The following is a 22953-nucleotide window of genomic DNA, read 5'->3' as shown; positions in this document are numbered from 1 at the left end:
GGGAGTTCAACATGGACTTCGGACAAGGGCTGACCGACGCCTGGCGCGCCGTGATCACGTTCGTGCCCAAGCTCGCGGCGTTCCTGCTGATCCTGCTGATCGGCTGGTTCGTCGCGAAAGCGGTGGCGAAGCTCGTCGACAAGGTGCTCGAGCGCGTCGGGTTCGACCGGCTCGTGGAGCGCGGCGGGATCCGCAGGATGCTCGCGAACAGCAAGTACGACGCCTCTGACCTGCTCGCGAAGCTGGTCTACTACGCACTGGTGCTGATCACGCTGCAGATCGCGTTCGGCGTCTGGGGCCCGAACCCCGTCTCCGAGCTGCTGACCGGCATCGTGTCGTGGCTGCCGAAGGCCGCCGTCGCGATCATCATCGTCGTCGTGGCGGGCGCGGTCGCCAACGCCGCCAAGGACTTCATCGGCGGCGCGCTGGGTGGCCTGTCCTACGGCCGCGTCCTCGCCAACATCGCGTCGATCTTCATCTGGGCGCTCGGCATCATCGCCGCGCTGAACCAGATCGGTGTCGCCACCACGGTCACCACGCCGGTCCTGATCGCGGTGCTCGCCACGGCCGGCGGCATCCTCGTCGTCGGCGTGGGCGGTGGCCTGGTGAAGCCGATGCAGCAGCGGTGGGAAGGCTGGCTGGGGCGCGCGGAGCAGGAGCTGCCGCAGGCCCAGGCCCAGGCGGAGGCGTACCAGCGCGGTCGTGAGGACGCCGTGCGCACCGGTACCCCCGTCCAGGCCGAGCCCGTCACCGAGCCGGTGCCGACCACCACCGCGCGACCGGTGGCGGGGCAGGACCCGGTGCTCGGCGAGCGGAGGCTGGACGAGCGCTGAACGAGGATCACCGGCGAGGCGCACCCGCTCGGGTGCGCCTCGTTTCTCATGTGAGCTTCGGAAGCGCGGGCACGTCGTCGGTCAGCGGCTTCGCGTCGTGCAGGTGCGCGAGCTGGCAGACGGCCATCAGGCGGACGCCGAGCCACGACGTCGGCGTCCAGTCCGGATCGAGCGCGTTGTCCAGCAGGCCTCGCCCGTAGGCGGCGAGGAGCACGACCGCGCCCACCGTGCCGGCGCCTTCGACGCCGAGCAGCAGGATGTCGCGCACCGCCGCACCGTGCTGGTCGACCTCGGCGGCGAGGGCGGGGGTGATGGCGAGCGCCGCCCACCCGGCCACGCCGATCCGGTCGGAGAGTTCGGAGATCCACTGTCGCGCGTTCTTCTCGCGCCAGGTCACACGCATTCCGACACCGTAGCCGCGTCCGGTGAAGTACCGGTTTGAGGGCACTCGAACCGGGTACACGTGCGCGTGCGCGCCAAGCAGTCGGCGCGGAACTTCCGGCTGTGAAGGCAGGCGATGACCATGACCACCGAACTCGACGAACCGTCGTCGCGGCACCAGCGCGCGGTCGTTCTGGAAAAGCTGGACAACGCGGTCTGCACCGCGCTCGCGGGTGTCGACCCGGACGTGGCCCGCCGAGGCCTCGACGAGGCGCTGGCCGCCTGCTCGGCCGCGCACGCCGCAGTGTCACCGCAGGTCGTGGGCTGTGTCGAGGCCGCGTGCGAGCACCTGCGCTACAGCGAGCGGATGGAAGCCCGGATGCTGCTGACCGTCGCTCACCGGCTGCTCAGCCGCGTCTCGCGCTCGATGACCGTGCCTGCTCCCTCGGCTCCCGGAGATGTCGTCCTCGGCCGGTGATTGGACCGGTGCGGCCCTGGGTACCTCGAACGCACGTTCGAGTGGAAGGGGATCGCGATGAACCGCACGCCCGAGAAGGACCCGCAGGACTGGACGACCGGTGACGAGCCGATGACCGGTCCGCAGGAGTCCTACCTGCACACACTCGCCCAGGAAGCGGGCGAGGAGGTGCCGGCCGAGCTCACCAAGGTGGAGGCGTCGCAGCTCATCGACCGTCTCCAGGAGAGGACCGGCCGGGGAAGCTGATCGTGTTGAACGTGGTGGCCGTGGGTAACCGGACGACGTGGACATCAAGCACGGAGTGACCCAGACGGAAGTGACCCAGGCGGATTCGTCTCTGCTGGCCAGTTTCCCGGACTACCTCGACGCCCAGCGCCTCGTGGACCGCATGTCCGACGACGGGTTCCCGGTGGAGAGCGTCCGGATCATCGGCGACGGTGTCCGGACGGTCGAGCAGGTGACCGGACGCATGACGCGGGCCCGCGCCGCGGCGACGGGCGCGGCCAGCGGTGCGTGGTTCGGTGTGTTCATCGGCGTGCTCTTCGGGCTGTTCACAGCCGGGCAGACCTGGGCCTGGTTCGTGTTCATCAGCCTCGCGGTCGGCGCGTTCTGGGGCGCGGTCTTCGGGTTCGTGGCGCACTGGAGCACACGCGGACGCCGTGACTTCGCGAGCACCATGACCCTGCAGGCACGCCGGTACGAGGTGCACGTCGACCGGGAACGTGCTGCCGAAGCGGCGAAGTACGTGCTCTGAGCCATGCAGACCTTCCTGCCGTACCCGGACTTCACCGCCACGGCCCGCGTGCTGGACCACAGCCGCCTCGGCAAGCAACGCGTCGAGACGCTGCAGATCCAGCGCGCGCTGGTGGTGCCCGGCCACGGCTGGCGCCACCACCCGGCCGTGAAGATGTGGGCGGGCCACGAGGAAGCTCTCGTCCGGTACGGCATGGAGATCTGCGCGCAGTGGCGGTCGCAGGGGTTCAGGGACACCTGCGAGGCGACGATGCGGTCGGACCTGGCCGAGGCCAGGGGGATCGTCGTCGTGCGCACGCAGGACGAGCTGGCCGCCGCGGACGATCTGCCCGCCTGGCTGGGCGACCCCGAGGTGCACCGCAGCCACCAGTCGGCGTTGGTGCGCAAGAACCCCGGTCACTACCGCAGGTTCTTCCCCGCCGTGCCGGACAACCTGCCCTACGTCTGGCCGCCGACGCTGACCCGCACGGTGAACCCGTCGGCGTCGCGGCCCATGGACACGTAGTCGCACGTGCGGTGCAGGATCCACAGCCCGAGCCCGGCCGACCGGGTCTCGGTCGTCGGCACCAGGCCCGCCATCGGATCCGACGGGCCGGGCCCGCGGTCGCTCACCGCGAGCACCACGCGCGACCCGTCCGCCCACAGCCGGAAGCGGACCGGCCTGATGCCGTGCGTCAAGCCGTTCGTGACGATCTCGCTGGCCGCGTAGACGGCGTCGTGCGCCGCGTCCTCGTCCAGATCCACCCCGTCGATCGCGGCGACCACGGCCTCGCGGACCACGTTGGCCGCCGGGTCGACGAGTTCGAGCAGCGGCAGGCGCTCTTCGAGCACGTCCGGGAGTTGCGGTGACGCGGCGAGACCCTCGCGGTAACCGGGGTTGGCCTCGTGCGTGCCGGGCGCGGTGGCGATGTTCGGGTGCGTGCGCACCACGTCGGCCAGCACCTCGGCGGGCGTCGTCCTCGTGTCGTACGGGCACAGGCCCCACACCGGGAACTCGGCGTACGCCTGGTTCGCCGCGGCCTCGTAGCGCGCCCACCAGTCCCAGCTCGCGCCCGTGCCGGGGTGGGGAACGTCACCGACCACGCGCATCTGGCGCGCACCGTCCGCCGTGTGCTCGCGGAAGAGGTCGCGGTAGCTCGTGATGGCGTCGGACGGGCGGGAGTACTGGTCGGCGCCCGGCCGGAAGAGCACACCGGTGCCACCGAGAACTCCGCGCAGCAGAGCGGTGTTCTGCTCCGAGCACGCCACGACGCACGGCTCCCCACCGCGCAGGCCGTTCTCGATGAACGGCACGGCGTGCGCGAGGAAGTCGTCGTCGGTGCCGTAGAAGGCGGTCTCGTGGAAGAAACCGGTCACGAGGACCGATGCTACGCCTCTTTTCCGGTGGTCCATCTGGGGGAACCTGGCTCCCGGCCGCTGGCCTGGAGACCGCCGAACCGCGTACACACGTGGACTGCGCTACCGTCGGCGGGGGTTGAGCAGCCAGCCCGTTGGACGGTCATGCGCACCGTCATAACTGGAGGTTGCCACGTGCTCACCGACGGTCAAGTTCCCTTCCGCACCGCCTGCGAGAGCGTGGGCGCCGCCGTGCTCGTGCACGTGGCCGGCGAAATCGACTTCACCACCGTTCCCGGTCTCGCCGAACGCCTCGGCGAGGCGGTCAGATCCGTCACCCCGCCCGCTCCCGTCGTCGCCGACCTGAGCGGTGTGCGGTTCCTCGGTGCCCAGGGCATCGGCCTGCTGCTCGACCACCAGGACCTGTGCCTGCGCCGGGGCAGCGCGCTCGTGGTCGTCGCGAACACCGCCGCGGTGCTGCGGCCGTTGCAGGCACTGGAACTGATGAGCGTGCTGGGCGTGCGTTCGTCCGTGCTGGACGCGCTGACGCCCGCGTAGTCCCGCGTCACGGGTGCAGGCCCGGCCCCGGTTCGGCGCTGGGAGCGATCGGGGTGGGGCTGAGGGCGGTGTCGTCCTCACCCTCTTCCAGCAGCGTCGCCGCGGGGCCGACGATGCGCACGTCCGGAGTGCCGACGGCGTCCGGATCCTTGTCGTCGTAGTCGAAACGGGCGAGGACGCTGCGCATGGCCTCGATGCGGGCCCGTTTCTTGTCGTTGCTCTTGACCACGGTCCACGGCGCGATCTCGGTGTCCGTGGCGCGCAGCATGGCGACCTTGGCCTCGGTGTAGTCGTCCCAGTGGTCCAGCGACCTGATGTCGTTGGGACTGAGCTTCCACTGGCGCACCGGGTCGATCTGCCGGATGACGAACCGGGTCCGCTGTTCCTTGCGCGACACGGAGAACCACAGCTTCACGAGCAGCACGCCGTCCTCGACGAGCATCTCCTCGAACACCGGCGCCTGCCGCATGAACAGGTCGTACTCGGCCTGGGTGCAGTACCCCATCACGTGCTCGACGACGGCGCGGTTGTACCAGGACCGGTCGAACAGCACGATCTCGCCCGCGGTGGGGAGCTGGCGCACGTAGCGCTGGAAGTACCACTCGCCCTGCTCGCGTTCGCTCGGCTTGTCGAGAGCGACCGTGCGCGCGCCGCGCGGGTCGAGGTGTTCGGTGAACCGTTTGATCGTGCCGCCCTTGCCGGCGGCGTCACGGCCCTCGAAGAGGATGACGAGGCGTTGCCCCGTCTCGGCCACCCAGTGCTGGAGCTTCAGCAGCTCGATCTGCAGCAGCCGCTTGATGTGGTCGTACTCGTCGCGGGGCATCCGCTCGGTGAACGGGTAGTTCTCCTGCCAGGTGAGCACCTCGCGGCCGTTCGCGTCCAGGAGGATCGGCTCGTCGGCGTCCGGGAACTCGGCGGTGTAGCCCTCGGCGAGTAATTCTGCAGAATCGACAGTCACGAATTCGTACATACCCGACGTATCTGCGGCAAAAACCGCCGTGGGGCGTTACCTGTCCGGGTCCGCCGGCATCGGGTTCGCCCGCGTCCAGTCGTCGACGTGGAACGGCGATCCGCCGCTCGCCCGGGAGGCGTGCGCGACCACCGCGGGCGGCAGCCGTCCGTCGGTCAGGCCGAGCCGGTCGCGGTAGTCGGAGGCGAACGCCGCGGCCACCTCGGCCGGGGTCAGCCCCGGTGCGTAGTCGGCGAGGCCGGCGATCGAGCTCTGCCGCAGGTCGTAACCGAGCGCGCGCGACACATCCGTGATCACGGCGCGCACCCGGTCCGAGACGGCGACCTGGACGACGGTGCTGAACAGGGAACCGGTGGCGGTGACGCGTTGGGCGGAACCCACGACCTTCGTGACGCCGCCGACGTTGACGCTGTACTCGCCGGGGCAGTACTCGCCCTCCACCTCGCCGATGCGGGCGTCGACGTCGCCGAGCCCGCGCAGCACGCGGACGTGGCTCTCGGCGTTCGCGGCGAAGGTCGCGCTGCCCGCGTGGCGGATGTCCGTGGTGCTGTCGAGGTGGTCGATCACGACGGCACCGGCGTCGTAGGCGACCATCCGCCCGCCCGGCGACCTGACCACCGGTGCGAAGCCCGCCTCGCGGGCCAGTGCGGTGGCCTCGGCGATGCCGGGCGAGCGGAGGTCCCTGCCGCTGAAGGCGACGGTGGGACCGGACGGCACGTAGATGTGGATCAGCTGGTGCCACGCCGCGCCGGGGGTGCGCAGCAGCAGGGCCGGGACCACGAGGTCGGTGGTCGCGGCCCCGGTGCTCCCGGTGACCAGCAGGCGGGTGTTCGTCGCGGTGGACACCCGGTGATTCTCGACGACGGCGGATCAGCCCGCGGCGCGGTACGCCTCACCGGCCTCGTTCGGGGTGCCGCCGGGGGTGTAGAGGCCGGTGCCGGGCTTGTCCGCGGGCAGTGCGAACCAGGCGTAGCGCTCGACGTACGGGAGGCCTTCCATCATCGCGCTGGAGCCTTTCGCGAAGGCGGCGAGCTGTGCCTGGGTCGGGAAGCGGGCCGTGCCGCCGGAGAAGTCGATCAGCGAGTACTCGGTCAGCCAGATCGGCTTGCCGTACCTCGCGTGCACCGCGGCGAGGTAGTCGCGCAGGTGCCCGACGGCGGCGTCGCTGAAGTCGGAGCCGTACCAGTGCACCGTGACGAAGTCGACGCGCAGGCCTCGCTGGGCGGCACCGGTCATGAACCGGTCGAGCCAGCCGCCCGCCTTGTCGCCGCTGTGCGCGACGGCCGGACTGCCCAGGCGCAGGCCGGTGGCAGCCAGCTTCGGCCACAGGTCGAGCGCCTGCTCCGGGGTCATGTTCGCCTGGTCGGGGAAGTCGGGCTCGTTGAAGCCGAGCAGCACCTTGCCGTTCGCCTTCGCCCTGGCCAGGGTCGCGTCGTCGGTGAACTTCGCACCCCAGATCATCGGCACGAACTCGACGTTCGGCGGCGTGGGAACGCCGTCCGGGTGCGCGGCCCAGTTGTAGTACCAGCCCGCGCGGACGTCGGTGAGCGCCTTGCCGGCACCGTCGAAGTTCCAGGTGCTCACGCCCTTCTTCACCGACGCCGTCACGGGGACCGCGGGCGGCGGCACGGGCTTGGCGGCCGTGGTGGTCGCCGGCGGCGGCGCCGAGGACGGGACGGATGTGGTGGTGGCGGGCGGGGACGTCGTGCTCTCGGCGGTGGCCACCGGGATCGCGCGGGCGACCGGCTCCTCGCGCGAGGGCAGCACGGCGACCACGATTCCCGCCGCCAGCACCGCGGCCGCGGCGGCAGCGAGGGGCTTCACCAGCGCGCCCTTCAGCAGCAGGCCGGCCTTGCCGCCGGTGACGGGAGCAGAGGTGACCTGGGTGATCGCCACGTGCGACCCGCTGAGCGCGGCCGGGTCGAACCCGAACGCGGCGGGCAGCGGCACCAGGGGCAGCCGCGCGAGCAGCCCTTCGACGGACGCGAGGTCGCGCCCGCAGCGTTCACACCGGGCGCAGTCCCGGCTGTGCCGGGCGATCCGCTTGCGCCACAACGGACTGGGCACGCCGTCCCACTCCGCCACGACGTAGGCCAGTTCCGGGCAGCGCGGCGTGCGCTCCAGCGTCCGCACGACGATGCGCGCGGCGTCGAGCTGGGCCTTGACCCGCTGCACGCGCACGGCGGTGTGCTGCGGCGTCAGTTCCAGCGCGGTGGCGACCTCCGCGCGGGTCAGCCGCCCGGCCGCCTCCAGCCACCACAGCGACAGCAGCTCGCGCTCGTCCTCGCTGAGCCACCGGGTGGCCGTGACGACCTCACGCCGCTGCCCGGAGAGCTGCAGGCGCATGATCGTGAGGTCGACGAAGTCCGCGCCGGGGTCGGCCACGTCCTCCGGCACCGGGCCGGTGACCGGCAGGCGCTGGTGGTCGCGGTGGCGCAGCCGGATCTGGTTCATCGCGATCACGACGAGCCACGACCGGAACCCGGCGGGGTCGCGCAGCCCGGGCAGGCCGTGCACCGCGCGCAGCATGGTCTCCTGGACCACGTCGTCGGTGTCCGGGTGACCGCCGAGCGCGTGCCCGACGATGTTGTAGACGAGGGGCAGGTACCCGCTCACCAGGTCGTCGAGCGCGCGCTGGTCGCCCTCCCGCGCGGCCGTCACCGTCGCGACGCCGGGTTCCTCGGTCATCGCCATGCCCACCTCACTTGCCAGTCCGGGGTCGTCTGACCAGGAGATGTCCCAGGCGGCCGGCGATAACGGAAAATTCCTGCCGACGTGCACCCTACGACGGGTGGCGTTGTGTGCAGGTGCGATCACAGCGGGCGTTCTGTGAAGGATCGCATAGATCGCCGATTGAACCCTTTTCGTCCTTGACGGCCGTGCTACCTGCGACAACACTGCCTCGGACAACGACGAACCAGCTGGGAGCGCCCTTGCTCAACGCCTCCGAGCCCTCGACGCACACGACGAGTCCGGGGCCTGTTCGCCGCTTCTGGTGGCGCAGCGGTCAGCGGACGAGACTCGCGATCGCCGCCGCCGGCGTCCTCGGGGCGCTCGCCGTCACCGGTGCGGCCGGCTTCAGCGGCGACGCGCTTCCCGGGCAGCGCGGCGGACCCGGGGTGGCGGTGCACCGGGGCGACTCCTTCGAGGTGACCGTCCGCGCGGTGTCCGCGGTGGACCTGTTCGAGGGCGTGGAGCCCGACACCGGCCGGGTCTTCGGCGCCCGTGTCGCTGGGGTGAACGCGGCGCCGTGCTGGCAGTCGCAGTCCCTGGCGGCCGCGGAGAACCTGTTGCGCGGCAAGAAGGTGCGGCTCACCGCGAAGAGCGACGGCGAGACCGGTACCGATCGCCTCCTGGTCGACGTGGAGCTGCCGGACGGGACGGACTACGCGTGGACGGTCGTGGGTGAGGGCACGGCGTCCGCGGACCTGGCCGCGCGCGGCGAACTGGCACCGGTCGAGTCGGCCGCGCGCCAGCAGCGCCGCGGCCTGTGGGCGGGCGGGTGCACCGGCTACCGCGACGACGCTCTGGCGACGCCGTCCAGCACGCCGCAGACCTCGTCCACCACCACACCGCCCCCGGCGACGACCACGACGACGACACCACCGCCGGTGCCCACCAGGACGACCGAGGAGCCCGCTCCGAAACCGCCGCCCACGACCACCGCGGAGCCCGGCGACGAAGAGTGGCTCGGCAGGTTCGTCGGCAGGAGGTGCTTCCTCGAAGGTGCGCGGAAGACGTCGCCGAAGGGGACCGAGATCGTCTGCACCCGCGGCCCCAGGGGACAGCTGAGGTGGCAGCGTGCGGACTGAGGACCACGTCGACCTGTTCGCCGAGCAGACCGACGCCGACCCGGCGCCCGCGAGGGCGGACGGCGGACGGCCGCGCGGGCTGACCGCCGAGGGCTGGGTGCGCACGACGGGCTGGCTGCAGGTCGGCGACCACCCCGTGAGCTCCGTGCTGCTGGCCGCGCTGGCGGGACTGCTGTGGGCACTGGTCGGAGCGGCCGCGCTGGTGACGGAGTTCCCGGTCGCCGCCGGCGTCCTGACGCTGACGACCCCGGTGGCGTGCGGGGTGGCGTGGTGGCTCTTCACGACGCGGCTGCGGCCGGCCTCGGCGGCCCGCAACGTCGACACGTGCCGCGCGGACGAGCTGGAGCCGGGTGACCTGGTCCGGTTGCACGGCTCGATAGGACCGATCGGCCAGGTGGTCGAGGTGGCAGTGGACGACGACGCGCGGGTCGTCCTGCACGGCGGAGGACAGCGGACGTGGGCTCGCGGCGACGTGGTCCACCTGGCGGAGCTGCTCGGCTGAGCAGCGCGAACTGCCGGTTCCGTCCCACGATCAGCGCTGCCACCAGCGCGTTGCGGGGAGCTAACGTAACGCGCTGTGCTGGGAACACGTGGCGAGGTGCGGATTCTCGGGCCCGTCGAGGTGTGCGGCCCGCGCGGCCTCGCCGTGCTGACCGGAGCCCGGCAGCGCAGCATCGTCGCGGTCCTGGCATTGCGCGCGGGCACACCGGTTCCCGTCGACCGCCTCGTGGACGTGCTGTGGGGTGAGGATCCGCCGCGCACGGCCGTTCGCTCGTTGCACAGCCACGTCGCGCGGGTGCGGCAGGCGCTCGCCGACTGCGGCCTGCCCGGCGCGCTGATGACCAAGCCCGGTGGCTACCAGCTCGACGCGTCCGTCGACGCGGTGACGTTCGAACGGACCAGGGACCTCAGCCTGTGGCGGGGCGAGCCGCTGACGGGCACCGAGCTCTTCGGGTGGGGCCGGGCGGAGATCGACCGGTTGCGGGACCAGCGGATCACCGCGCTGGAGACGTACTGGGGCGAGCGGCTCGACCGGCGCGACGCCGTCGAGGAGCTGGAGCGGCTGGTGGCCGGGCACCCGACGCGGGAACGGCTCGTCGGGCTGCTGATGCGGGCGTTGCACCTCGGCGGACGGCACACCGACGCGCTGGAGGTGTTCCGAAGACTCAGACACCGGCTCGCCGACGAGCTCGGCGCCGACCCGGGCCCGGACATCACCGCCCTGCACACCGCCATCCTCCGCCGCGATCCGTCGCTGCACAGCGCGAAGCCCGCCCAGCTGCCGGCCAGGGCGGGCCACTTCACCGGCCGCGCCGCCGAGTTCGCCTCTCTCGCGGGCCTTCCGCCGATCGTCGTCGTCTCCGGTGTCGCCGGGGTCGGCAAGACCACGTTCGCCGTCGAGTGGGCGCGCCGCGTCGCCGATCGCTTCCCCGACGGGCAGGTGTTCCTCGACCTGCAACGGCTCACCCCGGCCCAGGCGCTGACCGAGATGCTGCACAGCCTGGGCGTCCCGGCGGACCGGGTGCCCGCCGACCCGTCCGCGACGTACCGGACGTTGTTGCACGGCAAGCGAGTGCTCATCCTGCTCGACGACGTCCGCCACGCGCGCGACGTGCTGCCCCTCGTGCCCGGCGACCAGGGGAACCTGCTGCTGATCACGAGCCGCGACGCGCTCTCGGCCCTCGGCACGCGCCACGCCGTGCACACCATCAGCCTCGGCCTGCTGAGCGAACCCGAGGCGCACGACCTGTTCGCCGACATCCTCGGCGCGTCCAGGGTGCGTGCCGAACCCGGCGCGACCGCGGAGCTGGTGGTCCACTGTGGACGGCTGCCGCTCGCGCTGCGCATCGCGGCCGCGCGGCTCGCCGTCAGGCCGGGCAGGCCGATCGCCGACCTCGTGCGCGAGCTGAACCGCAACGACCCGCTGGACGTGCTGTCGGTAGACGGTGACGACCGCACGGTCCGCACCGTGTTCGCGAGCGCGCACCGCACGCTGAGCCCCCAGGCCGCGCGGCTGTTCCGGGTGCTGGGAGAACATCCCGGCGCGAGCTTCCCCGCCGACCTCGCCGACGCGGTGGGCCCGGGTCTCGACGAGCTGGTCGCCTCGCACCTCGTCAGCGAGGTGGGCAACGGCCGGTACGCGCTGCACGACCTGATCCGGCTGTTCGCCCGGCAGAGCGGCGACCTCGGCGACGGCGTGGAGCGCCTGCTCGACCGGTACCTCGCGATCGCCCACGCGGCGGGGGAGGTCCTCAACCCGCGCCACGACCTGGTGACGCGGCCGCGCTGCGACGATCTGCCGTTCACCGCGGACCGCGTCGAGGTGCTCGCCTGCCTCGACGCCGAACGCGACAACGTGCTGCACATGATCCGCCTGGCCGCGCGGTCGGGACTGCACCGCGAGACGTGGCAGCTGGCGTACCTGATGACGGGCTACTTCGAGGCACGGGGCAACTGGGCGGCGCGGGTCGAGCAGTGCGAGCACGCCGTGGCGGCCGCCCGCGCCCTCGGCGACCGACGGGCCGAGGCGGAGATGTTGCGGGGGCAGGGAATCGCGTTGCAGATGACCTCCCGCATCGCCGAAGCCATGGTGGTGCAACGGCAGGCGCTCGCCCTGGTGCGTGAAGCGGGTGACCTGCGCGGGGAAGCACGGCTGCACAACAACATCGCCAACGCGCACTCCGAACTGCGCGAGTTCGACCTCGCCCTGGACTCCTACCGCGCGGCGATGGACGTGCACGGGGCCGCGGGCGACGAGGTGGGCGTGGCGCTGGCCCGCCGCAACCTCGGCTACACCTACGTCCGGATGGGCCGGCCGGAACTGGCCGTCGAACCGTTGTTCGCGGCGCTGGAGACGTTCCGCGCCGAGGGCAACCTCCGGCTGGAGGCGGCGACGCTGATGTCGCTGGGCAACGCCTTCCACCGGCTCGCCGACCTCGCACCGGCGCTGCGCTACTTCGGCGACGCGCTGCGGATCAGTCGCGAGATCACCGACGACCGCTTCGAGGCGGACGCGCTGACCGGACTCGGCGTCACCCGGCTCGCGCTCGGAGATCCCGCCGGGGCAGGGGAATGCCTGACCGCGGCGCTCGCGGTGTGCCGGGCGCTGGGGGACGGGCACCGCGAGGCGTCGACCCTGCGCGACCTGGCCGACACCGCGCTCGCGCTCGGTGACCTCGCCGCCGCACGGGAGCACCTCACCGCCGCCCTGGAGGCCAGGACCCAGGCGCCGGACGGGTTCGAGCAGGCCCGGGCCCACCACACGTTCGCCGACCTGGAGGGCCGGAGTGGGCAATGGACCGAGGCTGCCCGGCACCTGGCTCAGGCCGTCATGCTGTTCACCTCGTGCCGCCGCGTGTGACTGCTTCGCCGGCGTTTGGGAGGCCAGGATCCAGGCGCCGGACGGGTTTGAGCAGGCCTGGGCCCACCGCACGTTCGCCGACCTGGAGGGCCGGAGTGGGCGGTGGACCGAGGCTGTCCGGCATCTGGCTCAGGCCGTCATGCTGTTGACCTCTTGCCGCCGCGTGTGAGCGCTTCGCCGCCGCCCTGGGGGCCAGGATCCAGGCGCCGGACGGGTTTGAGCAGGCCTGGGCCCACCGCACGTTCGCCGACCTGGAGGGCCGGAGTGGGCGGTGGACCGAGGCTGCCCGGCATCTGGCTCAGGCCGTCGTGCTGTTCACCTCTTGCCGCCGATCGTGAACACGGCGACGCGCTTGCCGATCTGGCCCGGCTTCACCGACGTGATCTCCAGGGTGAACGTCTTCTGCTCGCCCGTCACGCGCAACACCTGGTACGGCACACCGGCCTGGGCCTCGCCCGCCTTGACGGTGACCGTTCCGCGCGGCACGGCCTTGTAGTCCTCGCCCTGCTTCGCGGTGCCGTCGACGAACCTGTAGGTCACCTCGACGTCCTGCTGTGCCGGGCCGTTGCGCAGTTTCAGCGCCGCCGTGTACGAGTCCGCCGACTCGTGCACGGGCCCGTCGATCGCGTCCACGACGACCGGGCAGTCCGGCGGCTCGCAGTCCGCTGCTCCGTGCGCGGGCACGATCCCGAGCAGAAGCAGCAACAACACCATGATGGTTCTCATTGACAACCCTTTCGGTGGGTGCGTCTCCGAAGAACGGAGACGGACCCACCGGGGTTGATACTCAGTCCTTTTCGTTGACGAGGTATTGCGCTCCACCGAGATCCGTGCCCTGCGCGTCGGTCTGGCGCACGTGCAGCTCGGCCGGTCCGGCCTCCTCGGCGGTCTCGAACGTCAGCGCGGTCTGCACGCGTTCGTCAGCCTTGAGCGTCAGGTTGTCGAAGCGGGCCTTGGGATCGACGACCTGGAACTGCGTCTCGCCCACCTGCTTCACACCGGTGGCCCTGCCGCCGGCGGCCTTCCACCGCGCCGTGAGCTCCTGACCGAGGTCGAGCGTGATCGTGCCGGCGAACGGGCGGGTCTGTTCGAGGATCAGGTTCTGCCGGGCGTCGGTCCGTTCGGGGTTGCCGATCGTGTAGGGCACGCGGACGGGTTCGAACGGGCGCACCCGCACGGAGTCGACGTTGCGCCACGCGATGTTGTTGTTCCGCTGGGCGTTCTGCTGCGTGTTGCTGCCCTCGGCGAACGTCATCGGGTCGGCGTTCGACACCCACCGGGCGAGCAGGCAGAAGTGCGCGGGACCGGGCACGTTCCAGCCCGGCCAGGTGATCATGACCGTGGTGCCGCCGACCGGCACGGTGGAGCCCGCGGTGCCGATGTAGGTCCAGCCGCCCGGCCAGGCGGTGCCGCCGCCGAGGTTGCTGCGGTACAGGTGCAGGCTGCCGTCCACGGTGCCGATGCCGCCCGGCTTGCGTCTCAGGGTGACGAAGACGTAGTTGTTCACGCCCACGACGGGGTTCTGGGACACCGCGCACGGCACCGGCGTCGAGCACACCTTGATGTCCGGGCTGTAGTAGATGCTGCCGGTGCTGGGCTCGTTGCCGACGTCGCTCACGTTGTCCCGGACGAAGACGTCGCGTTGGAACGGAGTCGCGCTCACGGCCGGGGCGATGAGCGCCGCGGCCGCCAGCAAGCCTGCCAGCGCCGTTGCCAGTGTGGCTTTCACCATGTCCTCCATCGGTTCGTGGACTGCCGAGGGAAGAAGTACCGGCGCGCTGTTGTGGCGACGTTGTCGTGCTGTTGCAAGCCCTAATAGGGACCGATTAGCCGGTAGCCGGGCCACAGCTCGGCCCACGGCGCCCGCGGCTCGCGGCACACCGAGATGGCTCGGCCCTGTTCCATGGTCGCGAGCCCGTGCCCGTTGTCGATGCGCGCCGCCACGGAGCACTCGCGGAAGTCCCGCGCCAGCAGGTCCTCGTCCACCCCCACCGCGATCACGACGTCCGCGCTCTCGGGCGGCGATCCGCGGAAGTAGAGCTCGTTGTGCCCGCTGTAGATCCGGGGGAGCGGATGGTCGTCGCGCATCCAGTGCAGCGCGCCCGCCTCGCCGAAGTTCTTCGTCAGCACCACGGCGCGCGACCGTTCACCTTCGGGCAGTGCGGCGTAGGCGTCGGCGGTCTGCCGGGCCACCCGCTCCCAGCCGATGGTCTCGGTCGTGAGGCTCGTCGCCGGGAACCGGGCGAACATCCGCTCCGGCAGCACCGGCACGATCACGGCCACCTGCACCACGGCGAAGACGGACAGCACCAAGACAGCCACTGGCAACCGCGACCGTCCGCGGGTCAGCCACTCGTCCGCGATCACCCAGCCCGCGGCGACCAGCGGCACCAGGTAGCCCTCGGTGTAGTCGATGCCGCTGGGCGCGACGGCGAGCACCAGCGCAGTGCCGATGAGGTAGGCCGCCCCCAGCGCCCGCGCCGGTCGCCATCGCGGCCGCCGAAGCAGGCCTGCCACGCCCGCGACCAGGACGAGGGCCACCGCCGGTCCCGTGAGGAACGCGACGTAGAGGGGGAACATCAGCCCGTCGGTCCAGCTGCCGTCGGACAGCGTCCGCGCCATGACGAGCTGCGGCCAGCCGTTGACCGCCTGGTAGATGACGTTCGGCGCGCCGATCAGCAGGGTCAGCCCGGCGCCTGCCCACAGCCACCTGGTGCGCAACTCCTGGCGCGGCCCCACCACGAGCAGCGCCAGCACCAGCGTCACCGGCAGCAGAAGTACGACGTACTTGGCGTAGGTCGCCACTCCGCACGTGGCACCGGCGGCCAGCCACCACCGCCCGTCCCCGCGCAGTAGTGCCCGCAACGCGAACAGCGCCACCGCGCTCCAGGCGACGAGGTCCGGACTGTTGGTCAGCAGGAAGTGGGCCACGACGAGCACGGTCACCGACGTGCCGGAGGTGGCCGCCGCGAGCACCTGTGCCCGTGGCCCGCCTCCCAGTTCCGCGGTGATCAGCGCGGCGAGCACGACGACGGCCAGGCCGCACAGCAGAGCCGGCGTCCGGACACCCCATGCCGTGTCGCCGAACAGCACCGCGCCCGCCTTCGCCAGCAGCGGCGCGAGCGGTGGCTGGTCGAAGTACCCCCAGCGCGGATCGTCGCCCAGCATCCGGAAGTAGAGCTCGTCCGCCGAGAGTCCGTAGTTCCCGGCGAACGGGAACACCAGGGCCGCGTAGAGCACCGCGACCACCGCCACCGGGCGTCGCGCCAGCGGCACGGCCAAGCCGGTCCGCGCCGCCACGCCCTCGCTCGTCAACACCGAACCGCTCCCCTCGTGGGTGGCCCCAGCGCCCCCGCGCCGGCGATGCTATCGATGATCAGCTCCGCGCATTGCTCCAATCGGCAGCAATCGCTCTGACGCAGAATCAAACGCCGAGAAGATTGAATCCGATGGAACCGTCACAGGCCGTCGTGCGTCTATAGCACGTGCCGGGACACAGCGTTGTGCAACGGCTTGAAATGTGGAGTATTGGCCGAAGAACAACGCTCAGCTCGTCTTCGGCCCGTCTCAACTGGCTGGGCGAATCCGTGCGTGAATACAAATTCGCGCTGGATGCAAGTGCTTTTGACGCGTGGTGCAACAGCTCGGTCACTGCGGGTGTTCAAGTGGGTGCGCGAGGTGACAAAGTGCACCAATGCGCCGATTGGCGTATAAGCGATTTGATGAAGTTTGTAATATTTTGAATTGGGCTGTTCGGCGGATTCGTGCTGGTCGTGGGCATGGCTAATCTGCCTTTGTCGCTTCGGCGGCTCTGGGGGCTTCTTTGGGGTGGGGTGCTTTCGCCGACCCGCTGTTTCGCGTGCACTTCTCGCGAATGCGGTGGTGGCGGATGACGCAAGGGGGTTTTCATGTCTGTTGTGCAAGAATTAGCGCTTGAGTCACTCGCGGGCTGGTTACCCGCACGAGTGCAGCGTCGGTGAACCGCAGATCGCGGTTCGTCCTCAAGAACGCAACCTGATCCGCCGGCACCGTCGTGCCCGGTGGCAGTCCACGAGCCCGGACTTCGAATAGGGCTCCTTCACCCGCTGTATCTGTGACTTCAGCGGTCTCTCTGTCCTGTTGTGTCGGGGCAATCAGCAAAGAGGAGCAGTTCGGTGGTTGAGCGGGGCGCGCCCGGCGTTCGGTACTCGCTGACGGCGGCGCAGGTGGACATGTGGCTGTCCGCGGAGTTGCTCGGGGACACCCCGGAGTTCAGCCCCGCGCAGTACGTGGTCCTCCGCGGGCCTGTCGACGAGGAACTCCTGCGGGCCGCTGCCCGTGCCGCGGCGCGGGAGGCCGATGCGTACCGGCTCTTCTTCGGTGAGCACGCGGACGGGTCGCCGTGGCAGGCGCTCGCCGGTGAGCTTCCCGGCGACGTCATGCCGGTGGTGGACCTCCGCGGGGAGGCCGATCCGGCGGAGGCGGCGCGGGCGTGGATGCACGCCGACAGCGCCCGGCCGATCGACCACCGGACGGCGCCGCTGTGGCGCTGGGCGCTGCTGCGCGTCGCCGGAACCGAGTACTGGTGGTACCACCGGGCGCACCACCTCATCACGGACATCTTTTCCTTCAACCTGCTCACGCAACGCGTCGCGGAGATCTATTCCGGGGAGCACCGGCCGCGCTACTTCGGTTCCTGGGCCGATGTCGTGGCCGAGGACGAGGCCTACCGGCGGTCCGCCGACCGCGAGGCCGACGAGCGGTACTGGCTGGCCTCGGTCGCGGACGCGGTGCGGGACAGGCAGGACGAGCGGCGTGCCGACAGGCAGCGGCCGTCACGGCGGCGCACGGTCGCCGTCGACTCGGCGTTGCGGCAGGCGGTCCTCGACCGCTGCGCCGAGCTGGGCGTCCGCGTCCCGCACTTCCTCGTCTCGGCGTTCGCCGCCTACCAGCGGCAGGTGACCGACCGCGACGACGTGGTGTTCAGCCTCCCGACGGCCTCCCGGCGCAGTTCGCTGGCTCGCGCGACTCCCGGCCTGCTGGCCGGTGTCGCGCCGCTGGTCCTGCACGTGCCGGACGCGACGACGGTCCGGCAGCTGACGGGCGCCGCCACCGCACGGCTGGCCGAGATCAGCGCCAGGTCGCGGTACCGGGGTGAGGACCTGGCCCGGCTGCTCGGTGTCACCGGCACCGGCGCCTGGTTCGGTCCCACGCTCAACGTGGTCGACTTCAACCGGCCGCGGGACTTCGGTCCCGAGGTGCACGCCGAGGTGCCCCGCAACCTGGCGGTCGGTCCCGTTCGCGACCTCACCGTCACCACCTACGGCTGGTCCCGCGGTGATCAGGCGTGGCTCGACGTCGACGTCGAGGACGGCGTGGCCGCCGACGCCGAGCTGGTGCTGCACGAGCAGCGGTTCCTGGAGGTGCTCGACCGGTTCGCGCGCGGGCCGCTGGACGGCGGGATCCCCTCGTCCACTGTGGACCCGGTTCTCACGCAGCGGTGGGGCTCCGGAGCCACGCCGGGCGCCGCCGCGAGCGTCCCCGATCTCATCGCGGGGTTCGCTGAGACCCGGCCCGATGAGCCCGCCGTCGTGTGCGGTCAGGACCGGCTCTCGTTCCGCGAGCTGGGTTTCCGGGCCGACGCGCTCGCCGCCCGGCTCCAGCAGGCCGGGGTGACCGCCGAGTCGCCGGTGGCGGTGCTGGTGCCGCGCGGGCTCGATCTGGCGGTCGCCTTCCAGGGCGTGCTGCGCAGCGGTGGCGTCTACGTGCCCATCAACCCCGGGCTTCCCGCGGAACGGCTGGCGTTCCTGCTGGCCGACGCCGGCGCGGTCGTCGCGGTGACGACGCCCGAACTGGCCGGCGAGCTGGCCGGCTTCGCCGAGGTGCTGGTGCTCGGCCAGGCGTCTGAGGACGCCGGGGCGGTGCCGGTGCGCGTCGAGCCCGGCGCGCTGGCGTACGTGGCCTACACGTCCGGTTCGACCGGGCGGCCCAAGGGCGTGGCGGTGACGCATGCCGCGTTGTCGTCGTACGTGGCCGGGTGGCGCGAGGCGCTCGCGCCGCTGGGCGGCGCCGGCACCGTGCTGTCGATGTCGGGCCCGGCGTTCGACGTGTCCATCGGGGACATGACGCGGGCGCTGGCCTTCGGCCGGACGGTGGTGTTCCTGCCGCACGACGAGGTCGTGTCGGTCGACTCCCTGCACCGGACGCTGGCCGACCACCGGGTCGAGGTCGCCGAGATCGTGCCCGGCATGCTCCTGCGCGACCTCGCCGCCCACTGCAGGGAGGCGGGCCCGGTCGAGTCGTTGCGCCTGGTCATCTCCGGCACGGACATGTGGACCTACGACGCACTCGTGTCGGCCGTCGCGGCCGTGGCACCGAATGCCGTGCCGGGCAACGTGTTCGGCGTGACCGAGGCGGCGATCGACTCGATCTTCCACCCGGTCCTGGCGCGGCCGGAGCACGAGGGCGAGGTGGTCCCCGTCGGCGGACCGCTCGCCGGTGTCTGCGTCTTCGTCGTGGACGGCTCGTTGCGGCCGGTGCCGGCGGGCGTCGAGGGTGAGCTGCTGGTCGGTGGCGCCGGTCTGGCCCGGGGCTACGTGGGCCGTCCCGATCTGACCGCGGAACGGTTCCTGCCCGACGTGTTCGGTGGATCCGGCGGGCGGTTGTACCGCACCGGTGACCGGGCTCGGTGGCGCGCGGACGGTGTGCTCGAGTTCCTCGGCCGGGTGGACGAGCAGGTGAAGATCCGCGGTTATCGGGTCGAGCCTGGTGAGGTCGAGGTCGTTCTCGGTGATCACCCGGATGTGCGTGATGTTGTTGTGGTGGCGCGTGATGGTGGCCCTCATGGCGGCAAGCGGCTCGTCGCGTACGTCGTGGCGGAGGGTGAGTTCAGCGGTTCTGCTCTGCGGGCGTGGTTGCGGGAGCGGGTGCCGGACTACCTGGTGCCATCGGTGTTCGTGGCGTTGGACCGATTGCCGCTGACGGCTAACGGCAAGGTCGATCGCCGGGGGCTGCCCGACCCCGAGCCGGAGACGGGTGAGGTGTACGAGGCACCTCGGACGTCCACAGAGGACGCGCTGGCGGCGGTGTGGTCGCAGGTGCTGGGTGTCGAACGCGTGGGCGTGCACGACAACTTCTTCGAGCTGGGTGGCGACTCGATCCTGGGGCTGCAGATCGTGGCGCGTGCCCGTGCCGCCGGTCTGGGCCTCGGTGTGGCCGACGTGCTGTCCCGCCAGACCGTCGCCGAGCTGGCGGCCGCGGTGCGCGACAGCCCCGCGGTGACGCTGGCGGAACAGGGCGTGGTCACCGGTCCCGTGCCGCTGACGCCGATCCAGCACTGGTTCCTGGCGCAGGACGTGGAGAACCGGGACCACTGGAACTGGTCGGGTGTGTTCGAGCTCGCGCCGGGCGCCGATCCCGGCCGGCTCGCCGAAGCGCTCGACGTCCTGGTCGCCCACCACGACGCGTTGCGCCTCCGGTTCTCGCCCGACGGCCAGCACAACGCCGGCGTCGAGGCCGCGGACCTGCTCCGGGTGGTCGAGGGCGACACCGACGTGGTCGCGGAGATGACGGCGGCGCAGAAGTCGTTGCGGCTGGCCGACGGCCCGCTGGTGGCGGCCGTCTTCTTCGACCGCGGCGATCTGCCCGCGTGGCTCGGCCTGGTCGTCCACCACCTGGTGATGGACGGCGTCTCGTGGAACGTCCTGCTGGAGGATCTCGCCACCGCGTACCGCTCGGAGGCGTTGGGGCCCAAGACGACCTCGTTCCGGCAGTGGGCCGAGCAGCTCCGGTCGTTCGACCCCCGCGGCGAACGCGACCACTGGGCCGCGGCGACGTCCGGCGTGGTCGCTCTGCCGGTCGACCGCGACGGGCTCAACGACGAACGCTCCGCGCGGGTCTTCACCACGTGGCTGGACGCCGCGACGGCCGCCGCGTTGCTGGGCGACGCGCACAAGGCCTACCGCACGCAGGGCAACGACCTGCTGCTGGCGGCGCTGGTGCGCACGCTCGGTCCGTGGGCGGGCACCGACGAGCTGACCATCGACCTGGAGAGCCACGGCCGCGAGGCCATCGCCGACGGGGTCGACCTGTCCCGCACGGTCGGGTGGTTCACGTCGATCTTCCCCGTTCAACTGCGTCGGCACGAGGATCTCGGCACGACGGTGAAAGCCGTGAAGGAGCAGCTCAGGGCGGTGCCGCGCCGAGGTGTCGGCTACGGCGCACTGCGCTGGTTGCACGGAGAACTGGCCGATGCGCCGGATCGCCCCGTGCTGTTCAACTACCTCGGCACCGCGACGGCCACCGGCGATCTGCTGCGCCGCGAACTTCCCGTGGCCATGAGGGGCGAGGCGACGTCCGGCGAAGGCACGCGGTCCCACGTGCTGAACCTCGAGGTGACCCGCACCGCCGACGGGAGGCTGCAGGTCGAGTGGCACTACAGCGCCGGGCTGCACGAGGCCGCGACCGTCGAACGGCTCGCCGGCGCCTATCAGCGCGAGCTGGAGGCGGTGGTCGAGCACTGCCGGTCCGGGGTCACGGGTCTCACCCCGTCGGACTTCCCGCTGGCGTCGCTGGCGCAGCACGAGGTCGACCGGCTGGCGGCGCGGTTCCCCGGCCTGGCGGACGTGTACCGGCTGGCGCCGGTGCAGTCGGGCATGTTGTTCGGTGTCGTCGGTGCCCCGGCGGAGGACGGGCTCTACTGGGGTCAGGGGATCTACGAGCTCACCGGCACCGTCGACGCGGACCGGCTGGCCGGTGCCTGGCGCACGGTGATCGCGCGCCAGGCGGCGTTGCGCAGCGGGTTCGTGTGGGAGGGCGTCAGCGAGCCGGTGCAGGTCGTGCTGGCCGATGTGGACGTTCCGCTCCAGGTGCGCGACTGGTCCGGACTCGGCGAGGACGTCCAGCAGGCGCGGTTGCGGGAGTTGCTGGCTGAGGACCGTGCGCTGGGGTTCGACTTGGCTGCGCCGCCGTTGATGCGGCTGTACCTGGTCGACCGCGGCAACGGGCGGAGCTGGTTGGTGTGGGGGCTGTACCAGGGTTTGTGCGACGGGTGGAGTCTGCCTGTCGTCATGGACGAGGTGCTGGCTGCTTACGACCGTTCGCCGCTGGCTCCGGTGCGGTCGTACCGGGAGTTCATCTCGTGGCTGGACGGGCGTGACCCCGGCGAGGCCGAGGGCTTCTGGCGGTCCTGTCTGGACGGTTTCGAGGCGCCGACGCCGTTGCCGGTGGACCGCCTGGCCACCAGCCACTACGCGCAGGACCGGCGGCGCACGCACCTCGACGCGAACGTGACCGCCGGCCTGCTGGACCTGGCCCGCCGGGAACGCGTGACGTTGTCCGCCGTGGTGCAGGCCGCGTGGGCCAAGGTGCTGTCGGCCACCTCCGGTGAGGACGAGGTGGTGTTCGGCCTCACCGTGTCCGGCCGCCCGGCCGACCTGGCCGGGGTCGAGTCGACCGTGGGCCTGTTCATCAACACGCTGCCGGTGCGGGTCGCCGTGCCCGCCGACGTGCCGTTCGCGTCGTGGCTGCGGGAGCTGCGCGACAACCAGGGCGCGGTGCAGCGGTTCGAGTACACGCCGCTGGTCGACGCGCAGCGCTGGTCGTCCGTGCCCGGTGGCCGCGCGCTGTTCGACAGCATCGTCGTGCTGCGCAACTACCCCGGTGGCCGGAGCCGCGTCTCGGACTTCGAGCTGTCGCCGTTGCTCGACTCGGTGGAGCAGGGCAACTACCCGCTCACCTTCGCGGTCGACGTGGAGGCCGAGCTCAGGATCGAGGCGGAGTTCTCCACCGCCGCGTTCGACGCGACGACGGTCGAACGGATCCTCGACCAGCTCGTGGTCGTGCTGACGGCGGTGACCGAGCGGCCGGACCTGGCCGTTCAGGACGTGCCCCTGCAGCGGCCGGAGCAGGCGGCGGCGTTGGTGGCGTGGGGCGAGACGCCCGAGCCCGCCACCGAGCGGCCGGTGCCTGACCTGATCGACGACTGGGCGCGGATCTCGCCCGAGGTCGCGGTGGTCTGCGGTGCGGAGAGCCTGACGTTCGCCGAGCTGGGTTTCCGGGCCGACGCACTGGCCGGCCGGCTCCAGCGCGCCGGAGTGGTGGTGGGCTCGCGGGTCGCGGTGCTGATGCCGCGCGGGATCGATCTCGCCGTCGCCTTCCAGGGCGTGCTGCGCGCCGGTGGCGTGTACGTGCCGATCAACCCCGGGATTCCCGCGGAGCGGCTGGCGTTCCTGCTGGCCGACGCCGGTGCGACGGTCGCGGTCACGACTCCGGCGCTGGCCGGTGAGGTGACCGGGCTCGCCGAGGTGCTGGTGCTGGACGAGGACTCTCCGGGGTTCGGCGCCCTGCCGGTGCGCATCGATCCCGACGCGTTGGCGTACGTGGCTTACACGTCGGGATCGACCGGGCGGCCCAAGGGCGTTGCGGTCTCCCACGGCGCGTTGTCGTCGTACGTGGCGGGCTGGCGCGAAGGGCTCGCCGAGCTGGGTGGTCCT

The 22953-nt window shown here is 71.6% G+C and carries 18 protein-coding genes (1 of these 18 only partly in view); 10 read left to right on the top strand and 8 right to left on the bottom strand.

The window, feature by feature from the left end; genetic code table 11:
• Window positions 1-11: 11 nt before the first annotated feature.
• The gene (locus ORI60_RS02080; protein WP_266033336.1) at window positions 12-833 is read left to right on the top strand and encodes a mechanosensitive ion channel family protein; all 822 of its coding nucleotides are present in this window, start codon (window positions 12-14) and stop codon (window positions 831-833) included.
• A 46-nt stretch (window positions 834-879) separates the two neighbouring features.
• Here ORI60_RS02080 and ORI60_RS02075 read toward each other — a convergent pair whose 3' ends face one another.
• Window positions 880-1236: a DUF6401 family natural product biosynthesis protein gene (locus tag ORI60_RS02075; protein ID WP_266033334.1), complete on the bottom strand. Its 357-nt coding sequence runs from the start codon at window positions 1234-1236 to the stop codon at window positions 880-882.
• 120 nt (window positions 1237-1356) lie between these two features.
• On the opposite strand from ORI60_RS02075, the gene ORI60_RS02070 reads away from it, so the two are divergent.
• From ORI60_RS02070 to ORI60_RS02055, 4 genes are read left to right on the top strand one after another with little or no spacing between them, the layout of a single operon-like run.
• Window positions 1357-1692, top strand: coding sequence for a hypothetical protein (locus tag ORI60_RS02070; RefSeq protein WP_266033331.1), 336 nt, complete (start codon window positions 1357-1359; stop codon window positions 1690-1692).
• Between the two features lie 57 nt (window positions 1693-1749).
• Window positions 1750-1938 carry a DUF3072 domain-containing protein gene (locus ORI60_RS02065; RefSeq protein WP_266033329.1) on the top strand — a complete coding sequence of 63 codons (189 nt, stop codon included), beginning with the start codon at window positions 1750-1752 and terminating at the stop codon, window positions 1936-1938.
• Window positions 1939-1993: 55 nt separating this feature from the next.
• The gene (locus ORI60_RS02060; RefSeq protein ID WP_266033327.1) at window positions 1994-2446 is read left to right on the top strand and encodes a general stress protein; all 453 of its coding nucleotides are present in this window, start codon (window positions 1994-1996) and stop codon (window positions 2444-2446) included.
• Window positions 2447-2449: 3 nt separating this feature from the next.
• Entirely contained in the window at window positions 2450-2950 is a 501-nt protein-coding gene (locus ORI60_RS02055; RefSeq protein ID WP_266033325.1) for an MSMEG_6728 family protein, read from the top strand.
• Here the strand turns inward: ORI60_RS02055 and ORI60_RS02050 are convergent.
• The gene (locus ORI60_RS02050; RefSeq protein WP_266033323.1) at window positions 2884-3801 is read right to left on the bottom strand and encodes a sensor histidine kinase; all 918 of its coding nucleotides are present in this window, start codon (window positions 3799-3801) and stop codon (window positions 2884-2886) included. The genes ORI60_RS02055 and ORI60_RS02050 overlap by 67 nt on opposite strands.
• A 174-nt stretch (window positions 3802-3975) precedes the next feature.
• Here ORI60_RS02050 and ORI60_RS02045 point away from each other — a divergent pair, with 174 nt between their 5' ends.
• Window positions 3976-4338, top strand: coding sequence for an STAS domain-containing protein (locus ORI60_RS02045; RefSeq protein WP_266033320.1), 363 nt, complete (start codon window positions 3976-3978; stop codon window positions 4336-4338).
• A gap of 7 nt (window positions 4339-4345) precedes the next feature.
• On the opposite strand, the gene ppk2 is transcribed toward ORI60_RS02045, so the two are convergent.
• The 3 genes from ppk2 to ORI60_RS02030 are packed head-to-tail and all read right to left on the bottom strand — an operon-like array spanning window position 4346 to window position 7996.
• Window positions 4346-5296 carry a polyphosphate kinase 2 gene (ppk2, locus tag ORI60_RS02040; RefSeq protein ID WP_416234344.1) on the bottom strand — a complete coding sequence of 317 codons (951 nt, stop codon included), beginning with the start codon at window positions 5294-5296 and terminating at the stop codon, window positions 4346-4348.
• A gap of 48 nt (window positions 5297-5344) precedes the next feature.
• A complete protein-coding gene (locus tag ORI60_RS02035; RefSeq protein ID WP_266033314.1) occupies window positions 5345-6154 on the bottom strand; it encodes a lipoyl protein ligase domain-containing protein in 810 nt (269 codons plus the stop codon).
• A 24-nt stretch (window positions 6155-6178) separates the two neighbouring features.
• Window positions 6179-7996, bottom strand: coding sequence for a sigma-70 family RNA polymerase sigma factor (locus ORI60_RS02030; protein ID WP_266033311.1), 1818 nt, complete (start codon window positions 7994-7996; stop codon window positions 6179-6181).
• Between the two features lie 245 nt (window positions 7997-8241).
• Between ORI60_RS02030 and ORI60_RS02025 the strand changes: the two genes are divergently transcribed.
• The 3 genes from ORI60_RS02025 to ORI60_RS02015 all read left to right on the top strand — a co-directional run bounded on the left by ORI60_RS02025 (window position 8242) and on the right by ORI60_RS02015 (window position 12481).
• On the top strand, window positions 8242-9120 hold the full coding sequence (locus ORI60_RS02025) for a hypothetical protein (protein ID WP_266033309.1): 879 nt from the start codon (window positions 8242-8244) through the stop codon (window positions 9118-9120).
• The gene (locus tag ORI60_RS02020; RefSeq protein ID WP_266033307.1) at window positions 9110-9622 is read left to right on the top strand and encodes a hypothetical protein; all 513 of its coding nucleotides are present in this window, start codon (window positions 9110-9112) and stop codon (window positions 9620-9622) included. Before ORI60_RS02025 ends, ORI60_RS02020 begins: the two co-directional genes overlap by 11 nt.
• 75 nt (window positions 9623-9697) lie before the next feature.
• Window positions 9698-12481 (top strand): AfsR/SARP family transcriptional regulator, encoded by a 2784-nt coding sequence (locus tag ORI60_RS02015; protein WP_266033304.1) that lies wholly within the window; start codon window positions 9698-9700, stop codon window positions 12479-12481.
• 315 nt (window positions 12482-12796) lie between these two features.
• On the opposite strand, the gene ORI60_RS02010 is transcribed toward ORI60_RS02015, so the two are convergent.
• The 3 genes from ORI60_RS02010 to ORI60_RS02000 form a co-directional block, all read right to left on the bottom strand.
• On the bottom strand, window positions 12797-13207 hold the full coding sequence (locus ORI60_RS02010) for a Calx-beta domain-containing protein (protein ID WP_266033303.1): 411 nt from the start codon (window positions 13205-13207) through the stop codon (window positions 12797-12799).
• A 61-nt stretch (window positions 13208-13268) separates the two neighbouring features.
• The gene (locus tag ORI60_RS02005; RefSeq protein ID WP_266033302.1) at window positions 13269-14210 is read right to left on the bottom strand and encodes a hypothetical protein; all 942 of its coding nucleotides are present in this window, start codon (window positions 14208-14210) and stop codon (window positions 13269-13271) included.
• A gap of 83 nt (window positions 14211-14293) precedes the next feature.
• On the bottom strand, window positions 14294-15799 hold the full coding sequence (locus ORI60_RS02000) for a glycosyltransferase family 39 protein (RefSeq protein ID WP_266033301.1): 1506 nt from the start codon (window positions 15797-15799) through the stop codon (window positions 14294-14296).
• A gap of 836 nt (window positions 15800-16635) precedes the next feature.
• Between ORI60_RS02000 and ORI60_RS01995 the strand changes: the two genes are divergently transcribed.
• On the top strand, window positions 16636-22953 hold the start of the coding sequence (locus tag ORI60_RS01995; protein WP_266033300.1) for a non-ribosomal peptide synthase/polyketide synthase. It continues 24582 nt past the right edge of the window; only the first 6318 of its 30900 coding nucleotides appear in the window; the start codon lies at window positions 16636-16638; the stop codon falls past the right edge of the window.

The sequence above is a fragment of the Lentzea sp. NEAU-D7 genome (genome assembly GCF_026242055.1).
Taxonomy (GTDB): domain Bacteria; phylum Actinomycetota; class Actinomycetes; order Mycobacteriales; family Pseudonocardiaceae; genus Lentzea.
The sequence above is the reverse complement of the archived record's forward strand: the minus strand, read 5'-3'. Positions and strand labels throughout refer to the sequence as shown.

Bases quoted from the DNA above. Each gene is read 5' to 3' on its own strand.
- ORI60_RS02030 (WP_266033311.1), bottom strand. From the start codon at position 7,996: ATGACCGAGGAACCCGGCGTCGCGACGGTGACGGCCGCGCGGGAGGGC.
- ORI60_RS02055 (WP_266033325.1), top strand. From the start codon at position 2,450: ATGCAGACCTTCCTGCCGTACCCGGACTTCACCGCCACGGCCCGCGTG.
- ORI60_RS02080 (WP_266033336.1), top strand. From the start codon at position 12: ATGGACTTCGGACAAGGGCTGACCGACGCCTGGCGCGCCGTGATCACG.
- ORI60_RS02010 (WP_266033303.1), bottom strand. From the start codon at position 13,207: ATGAGAACCATCATGGTGTTGTTGCTGCTTCTGCTCGGGATCGTGCCC.
- ORI60_RS02065 (WP_266033329.1), top strand. From the start codon at position 1,750: ATGAACCGCACGCCCGAGAAGGACCCGCAGGACTGGACGACCGGTGAC.
- ORI60_RS02070 (WP_266033331.1), top strand. From the start codon at position 1,357: ATGACCACCGAACTCGACGAACCGTCGTCGCGGCACCAGCGCGCGGTC.
- ORI60_RS02075 (WP_266033334.1), bottom strand. From the start codon at position 1,236: ATGCGTGTGACCTGGCGCGAGAAGAACGCGCGACAGTGGATCTCCGAA.